This is a genomic window from Streptomyces sp. NPDC047971, from assembly GCF_040653355.1.
Classification (GTDB): domain Bacteria; phylum Actinomycetota; class Actinomycetes; order Streptomycetales; family Streptomycetaceae; genus Streptomyces.
Genome location: NZ_JBEZNW010000047.1, coordinates 29659 through 50387, shown reverse-complemented (window position 1 = coordinate 50387; position 20729 = coordinate 29659). Strand labels below are relative to the sequence as shown.

Below are 20729 nucleotides of genomic sequence, written 5' to 3'. Positions count from 1 at the left end.
CGGTTGATGCCGTCGATCAGGGAGTGGCGGCAGCCGTACTTGTTGTCGAACTTCGACTTCGTCACGGCGTCGTTCACGTTGATCGCCGGGAAGAGCAGCGCGCCCTCGCGGTGCATCTCGTACAGGCGGTGGACACCGGTCGTGGTCTCCTCGGTCACGCCGCGGATCTCGGACGCGAGCGCCGTCCAGTCGATCGAGGTGCGCCGCAAGAGCGCGAGGACGGCGCGCAGTTCGTCGTTGTCCGCGGTCGAGGGGTCCGGGACCTCGCCGGCCTTCTGGTACTCCACGCCCTTGTGGACGAGGAGGGTGGCGTCACCGCCGTCGTCCAGGATCATGTTGGGGCCCGGGGCGTCCGGCCAGGTGAGGGCCTGCTCCGTGCACCACCAGTACTCCTCCGGGGTCTCGCCCTTCCAGGCGAAGACCGGGATCCCGGCCGCGGCGATCGCGGCGGCCGCGTGGTCCTGGGTCGAGTAGATGTTGCACGACACCCAGCGGACCTCGGCGCCGAGCGCGACGAGCGTCTCGATCAGGACGGCGGTCTGCACGGTCATGTGCAGCGAGCCGGTGATCCGGGCGCCGGCGAGGGGCTGCCGCTCGGCGTACTCGCGGCGGATCGCCATCAGCCCCGGCATCTCGTGCTCGGCGAGGGTGATCTCCTTGCGGCCGAAGCCGGCGAGCGAGATGTCGGCGACCTTGTAGTCGGTGAACGCGTCAGACATGGGCAACGCTCCTTGAGTGCGGAATCGTTCGATGGGTTTCCGGGGCGGCCGGGGCGGGCCGGCCCGACGCGGCCGGCGCCGCCGTCCGGGTCACCGCCGGCCCCCCGCGTTGAAGTAGCTCGCCTCGGGGTGGTGGACGACGATCGCGTCCGTCGACTGCTCGGGGTGCAGCTGGTACTCCTCCGACAGCTCGACCCCGATCCGCTCGGGCCGCAGCAGCCCGGCGATCTTCGCCCGGTCCTCCAGGTCGGGGCAGGCCGGGTAGCCGAGCGAGTAGCGGCAGCCCTGGTACTCGGTGCGCAGCATCCCCTCGATGCCCGCCGGGTCCGCTCCCCCGATGCCCCACTCCGCGCGCACCCGGGCATGCCAGTACTCGGCGAGCGCCTCGGCCAACTGCACGGACAGACCGTGGAGTTCGAGATAGTCGCGGTAGCGGTCGGCGGCGAAGAGCCGCGCCGTCTCGGCGCCGATCCGTGAGCCGACGGTGACGACCTGGAGCGCGAGGACGTCCACCTCGCCGGAGTCCTCCGCGCGGAAGAAGTCGGCCAGGCAGAGGCGGCGGCCCCGCTGTTGGCGGGGGAAGGAGAAGCGGGTCCGCTCGCCTCCGTCCTCGTCCAGGACTATCAGGTCGTCGCCCTTGGACACACAGGGGAAGTAGCCGTGCACCACGGCCGCTTCGAGGAGCTGGTCGGTCTGCAGCCGGTCCAGCAGGCCGCGCAGCCGCGGCCGGCCCTCCGACTCGACGGTCCCGGCGTCCTTCAGCCCCCACTGGCCCTTGAACAGGGCGTTCTCGTCGAGCCAGGACGCGTACTCGGCGAGCTGGATGCCCTTGACGACCCGCGTGCCGAGGAACGGCGGCTCCGGTACGGGAAGGTCGCGGGCCACGTCCGAGCGGCCCGGCGGCTCCGGCTCCCGCACCTCCGGGGCGGGCGCGTCCCGCCGGGTCACCCGGCGCCGCTTCAGCTCCGGGAGCACGGCTCCCGGGACGCCCCGCTTGACCGCCATCAGCGCGTCCATCAGCCGCAGGCCCTCGAAGGCGTCCCGGGCGTAGCGCACCTCGCCCGCGTACAGCTCGTGCAGGTCCTGCTCGACGTACGCCCTGGTCAGTGCCGCGCCACCGAGGATCACGGGGAACTTCGGAGCGAGCCCGCGGCCGTTCAGCTCCTCCAGGTTCTCCTTCATGATCACCGTGGACTTGACCAGCAGGCCGGACATGCCGATGACGTCGGCGCGGTGTTCTTCGGCGGCGTCCAGGATGGCGGAGACCGGCTGCTTGATGCCGAGGTTCACGACGTTGTAGCCGTTGTTGGACAGAATGATGTCGACGAGGTTCTTGCCGATGTCGTGGACGTCGCCCCGGACGGTCGCGAGCACGATCGTGCCCTTGCCCTCCGCGTCCGACTTCTCCATGTGCGGTTCCAGATACGCCACGGCCGTCTTCATGACCTCGGCCGACTGGAGCACGAACGGCAGCTGCATCCGGCCCGAGCCGAACAGCTCGCCGACCGTCTTCATCCCGTCCAGCAGGATGTCGTTGACGATCTCCAGCGCCGGGCGCCCCTCCAGGGCCTCCGCGAGATCGGCCTCCAGACCGTTCCTCTCGCCGTCGACGATGCGGCGCTTCAGCCGTTCCTCCAGCGGCAGCCCGAGCAGTTCCTCGGCCTTCCCCGCCTTCAGTGACGTCGCCGTCGCGCCCTCGAAGAGTTCGAGGAGACGCTGCAGCGGGTCGTACCCCTCCCGCCGCCGGTCGTGGATCAGATCGAGCGCGACCTCGACCTGCTCCGGTTCCAGCCGGGCGATCGGCAGGATCTTCGAGGCGTGCACGATCGCCGAGTCGAGCCCGGCCTTCACGCACTCGTCGAGGAAGACCGAGTTCAGCACGATCCGCGCGGCCGGGTTCAGCCCGAAGGAGATGTTGGACAGGCCCAGCGTCGTCTGGACGTCCGGGTGCCGGCGCTTGAGCTCCCGGATCGCCTCGATGGTGTGGATTCCGTCCCGCCGGGACTCCTCCTGGCCGGTGCAGATCGTGAACGTCAGACAGTCGATCAGGATGTCCGACTCCCTGATGCCCCATCTCCCCGTCAGATCGGCGATGATCCGCTCCGCGATCGCGAGCTTCGCCTCGACCGTGCGGGCCTGCCCCTCCTCGTCGATCGTCAGGGCCATCAGGGCGGCCCCGTGCTCCTTCGCCAACGCCGTGACCCGCGCGAACCGGGACTCCGGCCCGTCTCCGTCCTCGTAGTTGACCGAGTTGACCACCGCCCGGCCGCCGAGCTTCTCCAGCCCGGCCCGCAGCACGCCGATCTCCGTCGAGTCCAGCACGATCGGCAGCGTCGAGGCGGTCGCGAACCGCCCCGCCAGCTCGGCCATGTCCGCCGTACCGTCCCGGCCGACGTAGTCCACGCACAGGTCGAGCATGTGGGCGCCCTCGCGGATCTGGTCGCGCGCCATCTCCACGCAGTCGTCCCAGCGGCCCTCCAGCATGGCCTCACGGAACTTCTTGGACCCGTTGGCGTTCGTCCGCTCGCCGATCGCCAGGTAGGAGGTGTCCTGGCGGAACGGCACATGGCTGTAGAGCGACGAGGCGCCCGGTTCCGCGACCGGCGTCCGGGCCGGCACGGCCGCGCCCCGGACCCGCTCCACGATCTCGCGCAGATGCTCCGGCGTGGTCCCGCAGCAGCCGCCGACGAGCGCCGGCCCGTACTCCCGTACGAAGCGCTCCTGGGCGTCGGCCAGTTCGGCGGGCGACAGCGGATAGTGCGCGCCGTCCGAGGTCAGCACCGGCAGTCCGGCGTTGGGCATCACCGACACCGGGATCCCCGCGTGCCGCGCCAGATACCGCAGGTGCTCGGCCATCTCCGCGGGTCCGGTCGCGCAGTTCAGCCCGATCATGTCGATGCCGAGCGGCTCCAGGGCGGTGAGCGCCGCCCCGATCTCCGAGCCGAGCAGCATCGTCCCGGTCGTCTCCACCGTCACCTGGACGATCAGCGGCAGGTCGAGTCCGCACCACTCCAGTGCGCGGCGGGCGCCGACGACGGCCGCCTTCGTCTGGAGCAGGTCCTGCGAGGTCTCGATCAGCAGGGCGTCGGCGCCGCCCCGCACCAGCCCCTCGGCGTTCTGCCGGTACGCCTCGCGCAGCGGCTCGTACGTGATGTGGCCGAGGGTCGGCAGCTTCGTGCCGGGGCCCATGGAGCCGAGGACCCAGCGGGGCCGCCCGTCGCGGGCCGTGTGGGCGTCGGCGGCGGCGCGGGCGATCCGGGCACCGGCCTCGGACAGCTCGTAGACCCGGTTCTCGATGCCGTACTCGGCGAGGGCGGCCAGGTTCGCGCCGAAGGTGTTGGTCTCGACGCAGTCCACACCGACGGAGAAGTAGGCGTCGTGGACGGAGGCGACGATGTCCGGCCGCGTCAGGTTCAGGATCTCGTTGCAGCCCTCCAGGTTCTGGAAGTCGTCCAGCGTCGGGTCGGCGGCCTGGAGCATGGTGCCCATCGCCCCGTCGGCGACGACGACCCGGGTGGCGAACTCGTCCCGCAGCGACCACCTCATGACAACCCCCGGAGGTGACCCAGCAGTTCGGCCGTGCAGCCCATGCCGTACGCCGTCCTGATCCGGTCCAGGAGAGGTTCGCGGTGCAGCCGGTACTCCTGTGTCCCCACGTAGTCGAGGACGGTGGCGGCGACCGCGCAGCCCAGCTGCGCCGCGCACCGCTCGGGAACGCCCCACGCCGTGCCGGCGAGGAACCCGGCGCGGAAGCCGTCGCCCACGCCGGTCGGGTCGACGACCCCGGGCACCGGCACCGCGGGCACGGCCAGGGCGTCCCGGCCCGCGCCGCGGATCCGGACGCCGGCCTCGCCGTGCGTGGTGACCCAGGCGCCGACCCGGCGCAGGGTCTCCGCCTCCGACCAGCCCGACCTCTCGCCGAGGAGAGCCGTCTCGTACTCGTTGGAGAACAGCCACCGCGCGCCGTCCACCAGCTCCCGCACCTCCGCCCGGCCGAGCCGCGCCAGCTGCTGCGACGGGTCGGCGGCGAACGGGATCCCGAGTTCGCGGCAGGTGCGGGTGTGCCGGAGCATGGCCTCGGGATCGTCCGGCGAGACCAGGACCAGATCCAGACGCCCGGTCCGGGCGACGACCTCCCGCAGATCGATCTCACGGGCCTCGGCCATCGCTCCGGCGTAGAAGGTGGCGATCTGGTTCTGCGCCCGGTCGGTGGTACAGACGAAGCGCGCGGTGTGGAGCGACGCGCTGACGCGCACCGAGTCCGTGTCCACACCGTGGTCCTTCAGCCAGATCCGGTACGGCTCGAAGTCCGCGCCCACAGCGCCCACGAGGACCGGGCGCAGTCCGAGGACGCCGAGCCCGAAGGCGATGTTCGCTGCCACTCCGCCACGCCTGACCTCCAGGTTGTCGGCGAGGAACGACAGGGAGACCCGGTCGAGCCGGTCGGCGAGCAGCTGCTCGCTGAACCAGCCGGGGAAGGTCATCAGATGGTCGGTCGCGATGGATCCCGTGACAGCGACACGCATGCCCTCAGACCCCCTTGCCCCGGCTCGCCGCAGCCTTCCTCAGGGCCTCCACGCGGTCGGTCCGCTCCCAGGTGAAGTCCGGGAGTTCGCGGCCGAAGTGGCCGTACGCCGAGGTCTGGGCGTAGATGGGGCGCTTCAGGTCGAGGTCGCGGATGATCGCGGCCGGCCGCAGGTCGAAGACCTCGCCCACCACGTCCTGGATCTCCTCGTCCGGCAGCGTGCCCGTGCCGAAGGTCTCCACGAACAGACCCACCGGCTCCGCCTTGCCGATCGCGTACGCGACCTGCACCTCGCAGCGGCGCGCGAGGCCCGCCGCGACGACGTTCTTCGCGACCCAGCGCATCGCGTAGGCCGCGCTCCTGTCCACCTTCGACGGGTCCTTGCCGGAGAACGCGCCCCCGCCGTGCCGGGCCATGCCGCCGTACGTGTCGATGATGATCTTCCGGCCGGTCAGACCGGCGTCGCCCATCGGGCCGCCGACCTCGAAGCGCCCGGTCGGATTCACGAGCAGCCGGTAGCCGTCCGACTCCAGGTTGACGCCCTCCTCGGCGAGCGCCTTCAGCTCCGCCTCGACGACGAACTCCCGGATGTCCGGGGTGAGCAGCCCCTCGACGCTGATGTCGGCCGCGTGCTGCGAGGAGACCACCACCGTGTCGAGCCGCACGGGCCGGTCGCCGTCGTACTCGATGGTGACCTGCGTCTTGCCGTCGGGCCGCAGATACGGGACGGTCCCGCACCGGCGGACCTCCGTCAGCCGCCGGGCCAGCCGGTGCGCCAGCGCGATCGGCAGCGGCATCAGCTCGGCCGTGTCGTCGCAGGCGTAGCCGAACATCAGGCCCTGGTCGCCCGCGCCCTGCGCGTCGAGTGCGCCCGAGCCGCCCTCGACCCGGCTCTCGTAGGCCGTGTCCACGCCCTGGGCGATGTCCGGCGACTGCGCGCCGATCGACACCGACACGCCGCAGGATGCGCCGTCGAAGCCCTTGAGGGAGGAGTCGTAGCCGATGTCGAGGATCGCCTCGCGGACCAGCTGCGCGATCGGGGCGTACGCGGTGGTGGTCACCTCGCCCGCGACGTGCACGAGCCCGGTGGTCAGCAGCGTCTCCACCGCGACGCGCGCACCGGGGTCGTCGGCGAGCAGCGCGTCGAGGATGGTGTCGCTGATCCGGTCGGCGATCTTGTCGGGATGTCCCTCGGTCACCGATTCCGAGGTGAACAGGCGCCGGCTGCTCATGCCCGGCCCACCTCCTGGCGTGTGTCGGCGAAGAAGTGGGTCCCGATCGCGGCGAGGGTCCTGATCTCCTCGACCTCCAGGGTCTCCATCTGGATGGACCGGCCGCTCTCCTGCTCCAGCAGGAAGACGAACTCGACGAAGGACAGCGAGTCGATGAGACGGTTCTCGATCAGGTCGAGGTCGGGGGCGATGTCCTCGCGCTCGGGGTGGCGCTCCAGGATCCAGTTCTTCACCTGCTGCAGGCCGTCGGCCATGAGTGCTCTCCTTGTCAACTGCGGGGTACGGAAGGGGTGGGGGGCGCGGCGATGATCGGAGCGGCGACCGCCACGGCGTAGTCCACGTCGTGGCTGATGGACACCGTGATCTCGGTGATGCCGGTCTCGGCGGCCATCTCGGCCGCGCTCCGGTGCAGCTCCACGAGGGGCCAGCCGCCTTCGGAGCGCCGTACGACGATGTCCGGCCAGGGCAGGAACCTGCCCCTGACCCGGAGGGTCTTGAAGGCCGCTTCCTTGGCCGCGATCCGTCCGCACAGGCTCAGCACGTCGAGCCCGGTGGAGGTGCGGCAGTCGGCGAGTTCGCCGGGGGTGAGCATCCGCTCGAAGAACGTCTCGCCGTAGGCGGCGAGAAGCCGGCGGACACGGTTGACGGACACGATGTCCATGCCGAGGTTCGCCCAGCCCAGGCCGCCCGCCGGCGGGGCGGCAGGTCGGGCCGGCACGTCAGATCACCGGCCCGGCCGCCACGCTGACGTCACTCGCGTCGGCCCGCATCCGGGCGTTCGCGTCGAGGACCGCCCGGGTGGCCGCTTCCCAGCCGCCGTGGCGCCGGGTCAGCGCGGACAGCCAGCGTTCGAGGCCGAAGGCGACGCAGCTGGTGAACGCGGGTCCGCCGGTCGACGCCAGGGTGATGGCGCAGCGCTCGCCGAAGAAGTTGCGGTGGGTGTTGACCGAGGCGATCGCCAGGTCCTCGTACAGGAACTCGTGCTTCACCGGGGTGAGGCGCTGGAGCACCGCCTTGGATCCGCCCTTGTCGAAGAACGGGTCGCAGGCGGCCTCCCGGCGCAGCGGCAGGTCGAGCGCCGCCGCGAAGGCGTGGATGCGGTCGGTGAAGCCGGCGAGATGCGTCTCGGCGTGCTCGCGCCCGCCGATGGCGACGATCTCCCGCATCCGGAAACCGAGTTGGCGCCGCATGCCTTCGTAGTGGGTCTCCTTGCGGAAGCACCAGGAGCAGATGGTCACGAGGGTGTCGTCGGCGACCCGGCGGCCCTGGTGGTCGAGGTAGACGGCGTAGCAGGACGCCGAGGGCAGTCCGAGCGCGGCGGGTTGGAGCGCGTCGCACGGAAAGCAGCCGGTGTCGGAACAGAAGGCCGAGGTCTCGCGGCGCTCCAGGTCGAGCGGGGCGGCGACGACGGCCTGGTGGGGGAAGTTGTCGTAGTAGTCGAGCCGGGCCAGGTCGGCGGCGGGCAGCAGCGGGGGCATGGTCATCGGGCGGGCGCCCGCGGTCACTCCCCAGCTCTCGAAGGTGTCGTCGAGCAGCCGCAGCAGCGCGGTCGCCTCGGGGCCGAGGGACGGCAGTCCGCCCGCTTCCCCGGGGGCCCCGACGCTCGCGGGGGTCGTCACGGTCATGGTGGATTCACCTCTCGGGTGCGACGGTCCGGCGGCCGTCAGACGACGGGCAGGGTGTCGTCGGAGAAGATCCCGGTCTTCAGGAAGAAGGCGAGCGGCTTGCGGATCGCCTTGCGCTCGTACGGGCGGCGGCGCTCGTCGGCGACCAGCGCGTTGCGCAGGCCCAGCGGGTCGGCGATGCCGGCGTCGCGGTAGACGTGCGGGTTGTAGAGGGAGTTGACGCTGTAGACGACGTACCGCTTCAGATACGCCTCGACCTCGGCGACCCGCTCGGCGGGCACCGCCTCGCGCATCCGGCTGAAGAGCAGCGAGACGAGCTCGCGGCCGAAGGCGATGTGGCGGGACTCGTCCTGGTGGTGGATGCGGTTGACCTCGCGGATGGTGCGGCACAGGGAGTCGTCCCGCGCCATGCGCGTGTTGTAGTGGTCGACCAGCTCCTCGAAGAACAGGATGCGGGCGAAGACCAGGAAGTTCTCCACCTCCGGCTCCCAGGCGGAGTCGGCGCGCATGGCGGTGGAGCCGTAGATCTTGTTGCCGTAGCGGCGGCAGAACTCGGCGAAGAACCACATGTGTTCGTTCTCCTCGCCGATGAAGTGGTGGAAGAAGTCCGAGGGGACCTCGAAGCCCGGCATGTGGATGCGGCCGACGACCTCGATCAGGAGCTCGCGGATGCCGTGCACGTTGAGGCTGTAGAAGTTGATCGACTCCCACTTCGACAGCTTCCGGATCGTCTCCTCACCGAGCTCGTCGTAGTACGGGGTGCCGTGGACGGTGAGCAGCTCCGGCGTCATCCACAGCCGGTCCTCCTCCAGCCGGTCGGGCCAGTCGAACTGCTGGTAGGGGTTGTAGTACTCCTCGATGGAGCGGGAGCTGAGCCGCTCCAGTACGTCCATGAAGCGGTCGGTGACGGGCAGGGGGGCACTGACGCCCATGAGAGCTCCTAGGGACGGGGAAGGCGGTCAGGGCCGGACCTCGTAGACCGCGTTGACCGGGGTCTCGGTGGCACGGCGCCAGCGGGTGAAGCCGGCCTCCTCGGCGATCGCGCGGAACGCCTTCTCGCCGGAGTGGTTGCCGAGCGCGTGCGGGCCGCGCTGGGCGACCGCGACGGGCAGGCACATCACGGCGGACAGGGCCATGAACATGCGGGCGGCGGGGGTGTCGGTGTCGATGTCGGCGGGCGAGACGTTCGACTCGACGAGCATCCAGGTGCCGTCCGCGTCCAGGGACTTGTGGACGTGCTGGGCGGCGGCGACCGGGTCGCCCATGTCGTGCAGGGCGTTGAAGAAGCAGACCAGGTCGTAGCCGGAGCCGGGGTAGTCGTCGGCGGAGGCGACCTCGAAGACGACGCGGTCGGACAGGCCGGCCTCCTCGGCGAGCTGCCGGGCGAGGGAGACGGCCTCCTCCGAGTAGTCGAAGCCGTGGACGGTGGCCTCGGGGAACGCCCTGGCGATCAGCAGGGTGGTGTGGCCGACCCCGCAGCCGACGTCGGCGACCGTGCCGCCGGCGGCGAGCTTCTCCGTGACCTGGTGCAGGGCCGGCAGCCAGTCCGGGACGAGTCTGTGCTCGTACGTGGGCTGGAAGAAGGAGCCCATGCCGGTGTCGAGCGCGGCGTCGTGCTCGGCCCAGCCGACGCCGTCGCCGGTGCGGTACGCCTCGACGAGCAGGTCCTCGGTGGCGTACAGCGCCTTGAGGGCGGTGAAGAACCCGGCGGCGTAGGTGACGGCCCGCGGGTCGGCGAGGACCTCGACGTGGTCGGCGGGGAGCGTGTACGTGGCGGCGCTCGGGTGGCGCTCGACGTATCCGGCGGAGAGCTGGGCGTGCAGCCACTCCTCGATGTAGCGGGGGTCGGTGCCGGTCTTCTCGGCGAGCTGCCCGGAGGTGAGCGGGCCGGACTCGGCGAGGGCCTTGTAGAGGCCGAGCCGCTCGCCGAGGGCGACGGTCAGACCGCGGACGGCGGCGCCGGCGTCGGTGATGACCTTCTGGTGGAACGCGTGGGCGCTCATGCGGGAGTCTCCTCTCGGGCCGGCTCCGAGCCGGTGCCGGAGGCTCCCGGCAGGTCGCAGGTGAACAGGAAGGACCGCGGGACGCCCGGGACGTTGCGCGACGGGACGGGGTAGGGCCAGCGGTCGAAGTCGGCGCCTTCCTCACCGGGCTGCTTGACCTCGCGCACCTCCCAGCCGCAGGCGGCGAGCAGCGCCTCCGGGTCCTCGGTGCCGAAGAGCCACGGGTTGTCGTCCTCCCGCAGCGCGCTGAGGAACGGGCGCGACAGCGGGTTCTCCAGGGCGGCCCGGGAGATGACGTCGCCGAGGAGCACGGAGCCGGGCGCCGCGTGGGCGGAGAGGGTCGAGATGAGGGTCCTCACGGCCTCCTCGGGCAGGAAGAACAGCAGACCCTCGACCACCCACAGGACGGGCTCGTCGCTCTTCCAGCCGGCCTCCTTCAGAGGGCCGGTCCAGTCCTGGGTGAGGTCGACCGGGACGGTGATCCGGTCACGGCCGGCCGGCAGGGGCTCGTCCGCGAGCATCGTCGCCTTGGCCTCCAGGAGGGCGGGGCGGTCGAGCTCGTAGACGGTCACGCCGTCGGGCCAGGGCAGGCGGAAGAATCGGGTGTCCATGCCGGCGGCGAGGAACACGATCTGGCGGATGCCCCGCTCCTCGACCGCGCGCACGATGGCCCGGTCCAGGTAGGTGGTGCGGATGGCGAGGAACGGCACGGTGCCGGCCCCCGCGTAGCGCTCGAGCAGTTCGAAGCCGATCTCGTCGGCGACGATGCGCGCGTAGGGATCGGCGAACAGCCGGTCCTCGCGCTCGGTCTCCAGGGCGCGCGCTGCGGCGGTCCACTGGGCGGTGCGGGATACGGCCTCCACAGGAGGTCCCCCTTCATGTGATGGAGAGATGCGGACGGCCGTGTTCAGGCGCTGACGCGCGCACAGGCGACGGGGTCCTCGGCCGCGGGCATCGACGACGGACGGGCGGCCTCGGTACCGGCGGGACGGCGCCGGAAGATGCTGTGCAGGATCATGCTGAACACGGCCGTCCCGTCGGCGGCCACGAGCGTGCACCGCGGTGTGACGGTGCCGGTGGCGGGGTTGAACGGCGACGGGGTGGAGCCCAGGATCTCCACGCGGGCGGTGAGGACGTCCCCGGGTCGTACGGGACGGAGGTAGCGGACCTCGTCGATTCCGGGCGAGCCCATACAGGCGCTGTAGGCGAGCAGTCCGTCCACATAGCGCCGCATGAACATCGCCTGGGTGTGGAAGCCGCTCGCGATCAGCCCGCCGAACTGCGAGCGCGCGGCGAGTCGGGGATCCGTGTGGAAGGGCTGCGGATCGAAGCGCCTGCCGAACTCCTGCACCTCCTCCGTCGTGACGGTGACGGTGCCCAGTTCATGGACGTCGCCCGGCCGGAAGTCCTCGAAGTAGCGCATCCCGCGCCCCCCTTGACCTGAAGGTCGTTCCCTGACGTTCTCTGGCATCACCCAATCTACGAATGGCTCATTTATTTTGTCAACCCAAAAGAAGACTCAAGTGCGCCCGGCCGCCCGGCCCTTCACCGCCCGCCCAGCGCCTGCTCGATGTCGGCCCACAGGTCCTCGACGTCCTCGATGCCGACGGACACCCGCACCAGGCCGGCGGCGATGCCCGCCCGCTCCAGCCCCTCCGCGTCGAATTCCCGGTGGGAGGTGGACGCCGGATGGGTCACGAGCGTCTCGACCCCGCCCAGGGAGAGCGCGAGCCGGGCGAGCCGCACCCGCTCGATGAAGGCCCGGCCCGCCTCCCGGCCCCCCGCCGGCTCGAAGGAGAGCAGCCCGCCGCCTCCGGAGAGCACCGTGCGGGCGATGTCGTACGAGGGATGGCCCGCGAGCCACGGATGGTGGACGGCGGTGACGTCCGGGCGGGCCGCGAGCCGCTCGGCGAGAACGGCGGCGTTGGCGCAGTGCTCCCGCATCCGCAGCGGCAGCGTCTGCAGCCCGCGCAGCGTCAGCCAGGCGGCGAACGGGTCGGCGCAGGCGCCCAGTTCGACCGTCCGCGGCCACACGGCACGCCGCAGCCCGTCGTCGGCGAAGACCGCGGCGCCGCCGAGCGCGTCGGAGTGGCCGGAGAGGTACTTGGTGGTGGAGTGCACGACGATGTCCGCGCCGAGCTCCAGCGGGCGGCAGAGCACCGGCGAGGCGAGCGAGTTGTCGACGAGGGAGGTCACCCCGAGCCGCCGGGCGGCCGCCAACAGGCCCGGAAGCTCCGGGACATGCGCGGTCGGGTTGGCGATGGTCTCCAGGACGAGCAGCCGGGTCCCGGGCACGGCCGCCTCCTCGAACTCGGCGACGTCGTCACCGGAGACGTAGGCGACCTCGATCCCGTACCGCCCGGCGAGATCCGACAGGACCGCGTACGTGCCCCCGTACAGGCACCGCTGCGCCACCACACGGTCGCCGGGCCGCAGCAGGGCGAGCAGGACTCCGCTCACGGCGCCCATGCCGGAGGCGAAGGCGAGCGCGGACTCACCCCCTTCGAGCCCGGCCAGGGTCCGCTCCAGGGCGTGCACGGTGGGATTGCCGCGCCTGCTGTAGACGTACGGGCCGTCGGGGCCCGCCATGGCATCGGCGAGCGCGTCGGCCGAGGCGAAGGCGAAGGCGGAGGACTGCACGAGCGGCACGGAGAGCGGCCTTCCGCCCTCCTCCGGCGGCTCGTCGACGACGTGCACGGCGAGGGTACGGATGTCCATGGCTCTCTCCTGACTCGGATACGGGAAAGGGGCCGCCCGATGTCCTGGGGAACGGACACCGGGCGGCCCCTCGGTCGGCGCGGTCGCGCCTCACGCGGAGACCTTTTCCCCCTGCGGGGCGGGGGCGGGCTCGGCGGCGAGGGCCTTGTCGCTCTTCATGACGAGGAGCGTGATCACACCGCCGACGGCGGCGATGACCGCCGCGCCGACGAAGGCGGCCGAGAAGCCGTCGGTGAGGGCGGGCAGGTCGCCGATCCTGTCGGCCCCCTGGGACATGGCGACGGCGGTCAGCGCGGCCAGACCGAGGGCGGAGCCCACGTTGTACGTGGTGTTGACGATGCCGGAGGCGAGACCGGCCTGCTCCTGCGGGGCACCGGCCATCGCGGCGATCATCGCGGGGATGTAGGCGAGGGACATGCCGAGCGCGGCGACCAGCGAGGCGGGCAGGACGTCGACGAGGAAGCTGCCGGTCGGCGGGACGGCCGCCAGCCAGACGAGTCCGGCCGCGAGGACGAGCAGACCGCCGGCGATCAGCGGCTTGGCACCGAACCTGCCCATCAGCCGGGCGGTGATGGCCGTCATGAAGATCATCAACAGGACGGTCATCGGGAGCAGGGCGGCACCGGAGGCGAAGGCGCCGTAGCCGAGGACCTGCTGGAGGTAGAGGTTGAGGAAGTACCACATCGGGATCCACGCGGCTCCGAGCAGCGTCATCGCCAGGTTGGCCGAGCCGAGGCGCGGGACGCGCCACACGCTGAGCGGCATGAGCGGTTCGCGGACCGACTTCTGGATCACGAAGAAGAGGACGAGCAGGGCGGCGGCACCGGCCAGTTCCAGGATGGTGGCGGTGGCGCCCCAGCCGACCTCGGGGGCGCGGACGACGGCGAAGACGGCGAGTGCGAGACCGGCGGTGACGGCGACGGCGCCGAGGACGTCGACGGCGCCCCGGCGGGGCTCGACGGCCGGGAGCAGCTTGGTGGCGGCGAGGGTGGCCAGGCCGATCGGGATGTAGATGATGAAGACCCACTGCCAGCTCATCCACTCGGTGAAGACACCGCCGAGGAAGACGCCCGCGGTGCCGCCCGCGGGGGCCGCGGCGCCGTAGAGCGCCATCGCCTTGCCGAGCTCCTTCGGGTCGTGCATGAAGAGCATCATCAGCAGGGTCATCGCGGAGGGCGCGATGAGCGCACCGCCGACACCCTGGACGGCGCGGCCGACGATCTCGACCCAGGCGGTCTGCGCGGCGGCGGCGACGACCGAGCCGGCGATCATGACCGCCCAGCCGGAGACGAAGATCTTGCGGGCGCCGAGGAGATCGGAGAGGCGGCCGCCGAGCAGCAGGAGCCCGCCGAAGACGATGACGTAGGCGTTGAAGATCCACTGGAGCTCGCTCTGCGAGAAGCCCAGGTCCTTCTGCATCTCGGGGAGCGCGACGCCGATGATCGAGGTGTCCATGATCACCATGAACTGGGCGGCGGCGAGCACGGCAAGTGCCCACCAGCGCCGGGGATTGACGGTTGACATTGCCCTGCTCCTTCTCTCGCACATACCCCTAGGGGGTACCTTCGCGGAGCACCGTAGCATACCCATGGGGGGTATGTAAGAGCGCGCGGCGAAGGGAGCCGGAACGTGAGCCTCCAGGACGTCCGGGCGGCAGAATGCAGCCATGACCGAAGCCCAGGACCCCGCCCTGCTCCAGCGCTGGAACGCCACCCTGCGCGCCGCCCGCACCGGCCACGAGGGCCCCGACCCCGCCCCGTACGGCCGGAACCTGCTGGCCCGTTGGGCCGAGCCGCAGCGCAGGTACCACACCGTGGACCACCTGCGGGCGGTCCTCGACCGCATCGACGAACTCGCCGATCAGGGCGGCACGGGAGGGGAGTTGGAGCTGATCAGGCTGGCGGCCTGGTTCCACGACGCGGTCTACCGCCCGGAGCGCTCGGAGAACGAGGAGCGCTCGGCGACGCTCGCCGAGAAGGCCCTCGCGGAAGCCGGCCTCACCCCCCACGAGGTGGCGGAGGTGGCCCGCCTGGTCCGCCTGACGGTCACTCACGACCCTGCGGAGGGCGACGCCAACGGCGAGCTCCTCTGCGACGCGGACCTGGCCATCCTGGCGACGGACGAGGATACGTACGGGGGGTATGTGCGAGCGGTCCGCGAGGAGTACGGCTTCGTCCCGGAGGACGCCTTCCGCCAGGGCCGCGCGGCCGTCCTGCGCCAACTCCTCGCCCTGCCGCGCCTGTTCCGCACCCCCTACGGCGCCGCGGCCTGGGAGTCGCGGGCCCGCCGGAACCTGGAACGGGAGCTGGCGGGCCTGGAGCCCTGAGGAAGAGCTCTTCGATCTTCGTACAACTATTCGCCGTTTCGTGAGTCTCCTCGGGTGGCGCCTGGTGCGCCCGCATACTTCTGTTTCATCTGAGGGGGAACCTCACGTGCCTCACGCACGCTCGACCCGGCGTCGGCTCCTGGCCGCCGCCACCACCGTCCTGGCCGTCACGCTCGGGGCGGGCACACTGACCAGCCTCCCCGCGAGCGCCGCCGACACGGCGACCGGCGGGACGGCTTCACGGACGGACGCCACGAACGCCGCCGCGCCGATCCCGTTCCCGAAGGACGCCAGGCTGACGGAGGCCGGGCTGACCGGCTTCCTCTCGCGCACCCAGGGGACGTCCGACCAGCGCTGGACGCACTTCGCGGACGGTTCCTCGCAGGGCCTCGGATGGTGGAACCACCTGCGCTCCTCGCGGACCACGGACTACCTGGTCTCCGACGAGCAGAGGCTGGTCACGCTCAAGAACCTGAGCACCGACGCCACGCTCAAGATCCGCGTGGGGCTCGAAGCCGACGGCATCATGTACGCCGGCTCGGCCGGGCACGCGGCCTTCACCAGGTCCGCGAAGGGCACGGACCTCCGGATGCACCGGCTCGACACGGAGGGCGGCACGGTGAACGTGACCGGCCTCCCGGCCGACGCGACCAGCATCTACGTCACCCCCGGCACACCCGAGGACGCGCTCGTCACCTTCACCGACGGCACGGCGAAGAAGTGGGGCCTGCTCGACCTCGCCACCGGAACCGTCGACGAGATCCACGACCGGACCGCGGGCTCGGCGGGTGGCGACATCGCCGTCTCCGAGAAGCACGTCGCCTGGACCGAGGGCGATGACACCGGACTCCCGATGGTGTTCCTCCTGGACCGCGCCACGGACAAGGTCCAGGTGATCCCGATCGACACGGCCTGGACGAGTGACCTCCAGATCGGCCTGGTCGGCGGCTGGGTCGTGTACGGCGAGGCGGGCGGAATCTCCCACGGCGACGTCAGCCCGCTGTACGCCCTCACCGCGTACGACCCGGCGACCGGCGCGAAGGTCAAGCTCCTCGACCACCTGACCTCGTCCGCCGCCGCCCCCGACGGCCTGTACGTGCGCGGCGGCAGCGTCGCCCAGGGCGAGGGCCTCTACAAGATCACGGCCGGTGCGGACGGGGCTCCGACCGTCAGCCTGGTGGCGACCACGGGCGAGCCCACGCACGTCGTCATCGGCGCCAACGACATCCCCGCCACCGTCGACCTCGACCAGAACGGCGGAAAGGCGAGCTTCACCTGGGCGGTCTCCCGGACCAGCGTCGAGGTGGACATCACCCTGCGCCACGTCCGCACCGGGCTGACCCGCGAGTTCGTCCGGAGCCACCCGTACACCCCGAGCGTGACGGTCGACTGGAACGGCCAGATCGGGCCCGACTTCACCAGCGCCTACAACGGCGACTACACCTGGCAGATGACCGCGCGGCCGCTCAACGGGATCGGCCCGGCCACCAGCGCCTCCGGCACGTTCAAGGTCGTCCGCAAGGCCGCGCCGCACGACTACGACGACAACGGCTCCCCGGACATGCTCTCCCGGGACGCCTCCGGCACGCTGTGGCGGAGCGACACCTACTTCCACGAGGACATCGGCCAGCTGGACACCCGGTCGCGCACGTCGGTCAGCACCGGCTGGAACGGCCACACCCTGATCGAGGCCGCCGGCAACCTCGGCGGAGCCGCCCACGCGGACATCGTCGGCCGTGACACGGCCGGCGTCCTGTGGCTCTACCTCGGCAACGGCGACGGCACCTTCGCCACCCGGTACAAGGTCGGCTCGGCCTGGAACTACAACAAGATCGCCGCCGGAAGCGACCTGAACGGCGACGGCAAGGCCGACCTCGTCGCCACCGACTCCACCGGCGCCATGTGGCTCCACAAGGGCACCGGCGACTGGCGCGCCCCGTTCGAGAGCCGCGTCAAGATCAGCACCGGCTGGAACGGCTACAACCAGATCACCGCCACCGGCGACATCGCCGGAGGCACCGCCGGAGACCTCGTCGCCCGCGACCCCTCGGGCGTCCTCTGGCTCTACCTCGGCAACGGCGACGGCACCTTCGCCGGCCGGGTGCAGATCGGCTCCGGCTGGGGCGAGTACACGCACCTCGTCGGCATCGGCGACGGCAACCGGGACGGCCGCGCCGATCTGGTCGCCGTCGGCCCGAAGGGCCAGTACTTCTACCAGGGCACGGGCAACTGGCGCGCCCCGCTGGGCGGCCGGCAGCTCGCTTCCCTGCCGCACGTCGGCGACGCGGGCAACCACGTCGTCTGACGGCACCCGAGGCCGGTCCCGCCCCGCGGCGGGACCGGCTGTCCGTATCCCGAGACACCTCGTCCCGCGGGAATGTCAGGGACAAACCGCAGGTTGACGCATGTCATGCCGTCAACCTCCGCCGAGCGCTCCGCACCCCCGACCGCCCCCGCCCGCACCCGCATGCCGCTGGCCGTCTACATCCTCGGCCTCTCCGTCTTCGCGCTCGGCACGAGCGAGTTCATGCTGTCCGGCCTCCTCGAGGCGATCGCCGCCGACATGAGCGTCTCCATCCCCCGGGCCGGCCTCCTCATCTCCGCCTTCGCCATCGGCATGGTCGTCGGCGCCCCGCTCCTCGCGGTCGCGACCCTCCGGCTCCCCCGCAAGACGACCCTGGTGACGCTGATCACCGTCTTCGGACTCGGCCAGGTCGCCGGCGCCCTCGCGCCCAACTACGCGATCCTCTTCGCCTCCCGGGTCGTCAGCGCGCTCGCCTGCGCCGGCTTCTGGGCGGTCGGCGCCGCCGTCGCGATCGCCATGGTCCCCGTCGGCTCCCGCGCCCGCGCCATGGCGGTCATGATCGGCGGCCTGTCGATAGCCAACGTCCTCGGCGTCCCCGCCGGGGCCTTCCTCGGCGAGCACCTCGGCTGGCGCTCCGCGTTCTGGGCCGTCGGCGTGGCATCCGCCATCGCGCTCGTCGGCGTGGTGACCCGGATCCCGCACATCCCGCTCCCCGAGACCAAGCCCCGCCTCAAGCGCGAGGTGGTGATCTACCGCGACCGCCAGGTGCTGCTGTCGATCGTCATCACCGCGCTCGCCGCCGGCGGCGTCTTCTGCGCGTTCTCGTACCTCTCCCCGGTCATCACCGGCGTCGCCGGCATCGACGCCCGCTGGGTCTCCGCGATCCTCGGCCTCTTCGGCATCGGCGCGCTGATCGGTACGACGATCGGCGGCCGGGTCGCCGACGCCCACCTCTTCGGGGTGCTGCTCAGCGGGATCACGGCCTCCACGGTCTTCCTGGTCGCGCTGGCGCTCTTCGCCTCCAGCCCGGTCGCGGTGATCGCCCTCTCCTTCCTCCTGGGCGTCTCGGCCTTCTACACCGCGCCCGCCCTCAACGCCCGCATGTTCAACGTGGCCGGCGCCGCCCCGACCCTCGCGGGCGCCACGACCACCGCCGCCTTCAACCTCGGCAACACCGCGGGACCGTGGTTCGGCGGCACGGTCATCGACGCGGACTTCGGTTTCGCGGCGACCGCGTGGGCCGGTGCGGCGATGACCGTGCTGGCACTGGCGACGGTCGCGCTCTCGCTCCGGCTCCACAACTCCCACTCGCGCGTGGTGGCCTCCTCCACACCGGAGACGGGAGAAGCGCACGACGCCACGGTGACGTACGGGCGCTCGACCTCACACTGACGGACGGGGCGCTCGACTTCACGCTGACGGACGGGGCGCTCGACCTCGCCGGACGGGCGCTCGCCTCGCGCCGGCGGACGGCCGGGAGCCCCTTGGGCGCGTCCCCGGGGGAGGCGGCGCGACCCGAGCCGCTACAGCGGGTCGGACTCCGTCTGGCGTCGCGGGTGCTTCGGACGCCGCAGCCCCGCCTCGGTGATCCGCCGCACGAGCTCCTTGGAGCCGACCTCGACCGCGCCGGCCGCCACCGCGTCCGCGTAGCGCTCCGACGGGATGTCGTAGTGGTCGCGCTCGAAGGCGCGCGGCGGCGCGCCGATCCGCGCGGCGAAGTCGTGCAGCTCCTCGTGCGAGACGTCGCTGACCAGGTGCGACCACATCCGGCCGTGGCCCGGCCAGGTCGGCGGATCGATGAAGAGGGTCACCTGAGGGCCGCCGTCACGTCAGGCCGCCGACCGGGGCGACGACCACACCCGCCTGGCCGCAGACCCAGTGCGGGTCGGGGCCGAGCTCGGGTTCGACGTCCAGGGCGTGCGGATCGCCGGACGAGCAGACGGGGCAGATGGGCCACCGGCCGTAGCGCTCCAGGAGCGCGTCCTGCACGTCCTGGGCGACGAGCCCGGCGACGAACGTGATGCCCTCGGGCCACTGCTCCACCCACCACCGGCGATGGGTGACGGCGTCCTCGACCATCGACACGACCTCGGCCGCGGCCACGTCGCGGGCCGCCAGATCGGCGAGGACCAGGGCGCGGGCGGCGTGCAGTGCCTGCTCCAGTGGGTCGATGTCGTCCATGCACACATTGTCACCCGGCAAGCCTCCAGGACGAAGGTCCCTCCCGCATCCGGGACCTTCCGGGACCGAAGGGGTCTTGACGCGTCAAGGACCCGAAAATATCTTTCAGGTGTGACCAATGACGTGAAGGAAAGTTTCAGCGGTGGCCGGGTGATCGGCCGGCCCGGCGGGCCCACCCCCGGACCCGCCCAGGACGCCCCGCCGGCGCCCGCCGCCCTCGCGGCCAAGGTGCGCACCCTCGCGCCGTCCATGACCCGCTCCATGCAGCGGGTCGCCGAAGCCGTCGCCGGGGACCCGGCCGGCTGCGCCGCCCTCACGGTCACCGGCCTCGCCGAGCTCACCGGCACCAGCGAGGCGACCGTCGTCCGGACCGCCCGCCTCCTCGGCTACCCCGGCTACCGCGACCTCCGCCTCGCCCTCGCCGGCCTCGCCGCCCAGCAGCAGTCCGGCCGCGCGCCCTCCGTCACGGCCGACATCGCCGTCGACGACCCCGTGGCCGACGTGGTCGCCAAGCTGGCCTACGACGAGCAGCAGACCCTCGCCGACACCGCCGCGGGACTCGACACCGTCCAGCTGGGCGCCGCCGTCGCCGCCCTCGCCACCGCCCGCCGCATCGACATCTACGGCGTCGGAGCCTCCGGCCTCGTCGCCCAGGACCTCGGCCAGAAGCTGCTCCGCATCGGCCTCATCGCCCATGCCCACAGCGACCCGCACCTCGCCGTCACCAACGCCGTACAGCTCCGGTCGGGCGACGTCGCCATCGCCATCACCCACTCCGGATCGACCGGCGACGTCATAGAACCCCTCCGCGTCGCCTTCGACCACGGCGCCACCACGGTCGCGATCACCGGCCGCCCGGACGGTCCCGTGTCGCAGTACGCCGACCACGTCCTCACCACCTCCACCGCCCGGGAGAGCGAACTGCGCCCCGCGGCGATGTCGTCCCGCACCAGTCAACTCCTGGTCGTGGACTGCCTGTTCACCTGTGTCACCCAACGTACGTACGAGACGGCGGCCCCTGCCCTCGCGGCCTCGTACGAAGCCCTCGCCCACCGCCACTCCCCCCGCACCCGCTGAACGTCAACGACGACGCAC

General features: G+C 71.7%; 19 protein-coding genes. 4 read left to right on the top strand and 15 right to left on the bottom strand.

The genetic code is table 11. The features are described from left to right. The 13 genes from AB0D99_RS31110 to AB0D99_RS31050 form a co-directional block, all read right to left on the bottom strand. Positions 1–719: adenosylhomocysteinase (locus AB0D99_RS31110; protein ID WP_362369779.1), on the bottom strand; the 719-nt coding region annotated here is incomplete at its 3' end. A gap of 90 nt (positions 720–809) precedes the next feature. Next, positions 810–4265 carry a methionine synthase gene (gene metH, locus AB0D99_RS31105; protein ID WP_362369776.1) on the bottom strand — a complete coding sequence of 1152 codons (3456 nt, stop codon included), beginning with the start codon at positions 4263–4265 and terminating at the stop codon, positions 810–812. After that, positions 4262–5245: a carbohydrate kinase family protein gene (locus AB0D99_RS31100; RefSeq protein WP_362369773.1), complete on the bottom strand. Its 984-nt coding sequence runs from the start codon at positions 5243–5245 to the stop codon at positions 4262–4264. The genes metH and AB0D99_RS31100 overlap by 4 nt, the downstream gene beginning before the upstream one ends. A 4-nt stretch (positions 5246–5249) precedes the next feature. After that, a complete protein-coding gene (gene metK, locus AB0D99_RS31095) occupies positions 5250–6476 on the bottom strand; it encodes a methionine adenosyltransferase (RefSeq protein ID WP_362369770.1) in 1227 nt (408 codons plus the stop codon). After that, positions 6473–6730, bottom strand: a complete 258-nt coding sequence (locus AB0D99_RS31090) for an acyl carrier protein (RefSeq protein ID WP_362369767.1) — start codon at positions 6728–6730, stop codon at positions 6473–6475. The genes metK and AB0D99_RS31090 overlap by 4 nt, the downstream gene beginning before the upstream one ends. A 14-nt stretch (positions 6731–6744) precedes the next feature. Continuing rightward, positions 6745–7194: a holo-ACP synthase gene (gene acpS, locus AB0D99_RS31085; RefSeq protein ID WP_362369764.1), complete on the bottom strand. Its 450-nt coding sequence runs from the start codon at positions 7192–7194 to the stop codon at positions 6745–6747. A gap of 1 nt (position 7195) precedes the next feature. Further along, positions 7196–8101, bottom strand: a complete 906-nt coding sequence (locus AB0D99_RS31080) for a hypothetical protein (protein ID WP_362369761.1) — start codon at positions 8099–8101, stop codon at positions 7196–7198. Positions 8102–8139: 38 nt separating this feature from the next. Further along, positions 8140–9033 (bottom strand): diiron oxygenase, encoded by an 894-nt coding sequence (locus AB0D99_RS31075; protein WP_362369758.1) that lies wholly within the window; start codon positions 9031–9033, stop codon positions 8140–8142. Positions 9034–9060: 27 nt separating this feature from the next. After that, entirely contained in the window at positions 9061–10104 is a 1044-nt protein-coding gene (locus AB0D99_RS31070) for a methyltransferase domain-containing protein (protein WP_362369756.1), read from the bottom strand. Continuing rightward, positions 10101–10967, bottom strand: coding sequence for an SAM-dependent methyltransferase (locus tag AB0D99_RS31065; RefSeq protein WP_362369753.1), 867 nt, complete (start codon positions 10965–10967; stop codon positions 10101–10103). Before AB0D99_RS31065 ends, AB0D99_RS31070 begins: the two co-directional genes overlap by 4 nt. A gap of 44 nt (positions 10968–11011) precedes the next feature. Beyond that, a complete protein-coding gene (locus AB0D99_RS31060; protein WP_362369750.1) occupies positions 11012–11527 on the bottom strand; it encodes a MaoC family dehydratase in 516 nt (171 codons plus the stop codon). A 122-nt stretch (positions 11528–11649) separates the two neighbouring features. Next, entirely contained in the window at positions 11650–12822 is a 1173-nt protein-coding gene (locus AB0D99_RS31055) for an aminotransferase class I/II-fold pyridoxal phosphate-dependent enzyme (protein ID WP_362369747.1), read from the bottom strand. Between the two features lie 90 nt (positions 12823–12912). Next, positions 12913–14346, bottom strand: coding sequence for an MFS transporter (locus tag AB0D99_RS31050; RefSeq protein ID WP_362369744.1), 1434 nt, complete (start codon positions 14344–14346; stop codon positions 12913–12915). 142 nt (positions 14347–14488) lie between these two features. Here AB0D99_RS31050 and AB0D99_RS31045 point away from each other — a divergent pair, with 142 nt between their 5' ends. The 3 genes from AB0D99_RS31045 to AB0D99_RS31035 all read left to right on the top strand — a co-directional run bounded on the left by AB0D99_RS31045 (position 14489) and on the right by AB0D99_RS31035 (position 18845). After that, positions 14489–15148: a hypothetical protein gene (locus AB0D99_RS31045; RefSeq protein WP_362369741.1), complete on the top strand. Its 660-nt coding sequence runs from the start codon at positions 14489–14491 to the stop codon at positions 15146–15148. A 106-nt stretch (positions 15149–15254) separates the two neighbouring features. Beyond that, a complete protein-coding gene (locus AB0D99_RS31040; RefSeq protein WP_362369738.1) occupies positions 15255–17453 on the top strand; it encodes a VCBS repeat-containing protein in 2199 nt (732 codons plus the stop codon). A 162-nt stretch (positions 17454–17615) separates the two neighbouring features. Next, positions 17616–18845 (top strand): Cmx/CmrA family chloramphenicol efflux MFS transporter, encoded by a 1230-nt coding sequence (locus tag AB0D99_RS31035; RefSeq protein WP_362369792.1) that lies wholly within the window; start codon positions 17616–17618, stop codon positions 18843–18845. 131 nt (positions 18846–18976) lie between these two features. Here AB0D99_RS31035 and AB0D99_RS31030 read toward each other — a convergent pair whose 3' ends face one another. Further along, positions 18977–19264 carry a DUF4031 domain-containing protein gene (locus AB0D99_RS31030; protein ID WP_362369735.1) on the bottom strand — a complete coding sequence of 96 codons (288 nt, stop codon included), beginning with the start codon at positions 19262–19264 and terminating at the stop codon, positions 18977–18979. 13 nt (positions 19265–19277) lie between these two features. After that, the gene (locus AB0D99_RS31025; protein WP_362369732.1) at positions 19278–19634 is read right to left on the bottom strand and encodes a hypothetical protein; all 357 of its coding nucleotides are present in this window, start codon (positions 19632–19634) and stop codon (positions 19278–19280) included. Positions 19635–19784: 150 nt separating this feature from the next. Between AB0D99_RS31025 and AB0D99_RS31020 the strand changes: the two genes are divergently transcribed. Continuing rightward, the gene (locus AB0D99_RS31020; protein WP_362369789.1) at positions 19785–20711 is read left to right on the top strand and encodes a MurR/RpiR family transcriptional regulator; all 927 of its coding nucleotides are present in this window, start codon (positions 19785–19787) and stop codon (positions 20709–20711) included. Positions 20712–20729: the final 18 nt, after the last annotated feature.

Coding starts and splice junctions, on each gene's coding strand:
- metH (WP_362369776.1), bottom strand. CDS start 4,265: ATGAGGTGGTCGCTGCGGGACGAGTTCGCCACCCGGGTCGTCGTCGCC.
- AB0D99_RS31100 (WP_362369773.1), bottom strand. CDS start 5,245: ATGCGTGTCGCTGTCACGGGATCCATCGCGACCGACCATCTGATGACC.
- metK (WP_362369770.1), bottom strand. CDS start 6,476: ATGAGCAGCCGGCGCCTGTTCACCTCGGAATCGGTGACCGAGGGACAT.
- AB0D99_RS31090 (WP_362369767.1), bottom strand. CDS start 6,730: ATGGCCGACGGCCTGCAGCAGGTGAAGAACTGGATCCTGGAGCGCCAC.
- AB0D99_RS31080 (WP_362369761.1), bottom strand. CDS start 8,101: ATGACCGTGACGACCCCCGCGAGCGTCGGGGCCCCCGGGGAAGCGGGC.
- AB0D99_RS31075 (WP_362369758.1), bottom strand. CDS start 9,033: ATGGGCGTCAGTGCCCCCCTGCCCGTCACCGACCGCTTCATGGACGTA.
- AB0D99_RS31070 (WP_362369756.1), bottom strand. CDS start 10,104: ATGAGCGCCCACGCGTTCCACCAGAAGGTCATCACCGACGCCGGCGCC.
- AB0D99_RS31060 (WP_362369750.1), bottom strand. CDS start 11,527: ATGCGCTACTTCGAGGACTTCCGGCCGGGCGACGTCCATGAACTGGGC.
- AB0D99_RS31055 (WP_362369747.1), bottom strand. CDS start 12,822: ATGGACATCCGTACCCTCGCCGTGCACGTCGTCGACGAGCCGCCGGAG.
- AB0D99_RS31050 (WP_362369744.1), bottom strand. CDS start 14,346: ATGTCAACCGTCAATCCCCGGCGCTGGTGGGCACTTGCCGTGCTCGCC.
- AB0D99_RS31045 (WP_362369741.1), top strand. CDS start 14,489: ATGACCGAAGCCCAGGACCCCGCCCTGCTCCAGCGCTGGAACGCCACC.
- AB0D99_RS31035 (WP_362369792.1), top strand. CDS start 17,616: ATGCCGCTGGCCGTCTACATCCTCGGCCTCTCCGTCTTCGCGCTCGGC.
- AB0D99_RS31025 (WP_362369732.1), bottom strand. CDS start 19,634: ATGGACGACATCGACCCACTGGAGCAGGCACTGCACGCCGCCCGCGCC.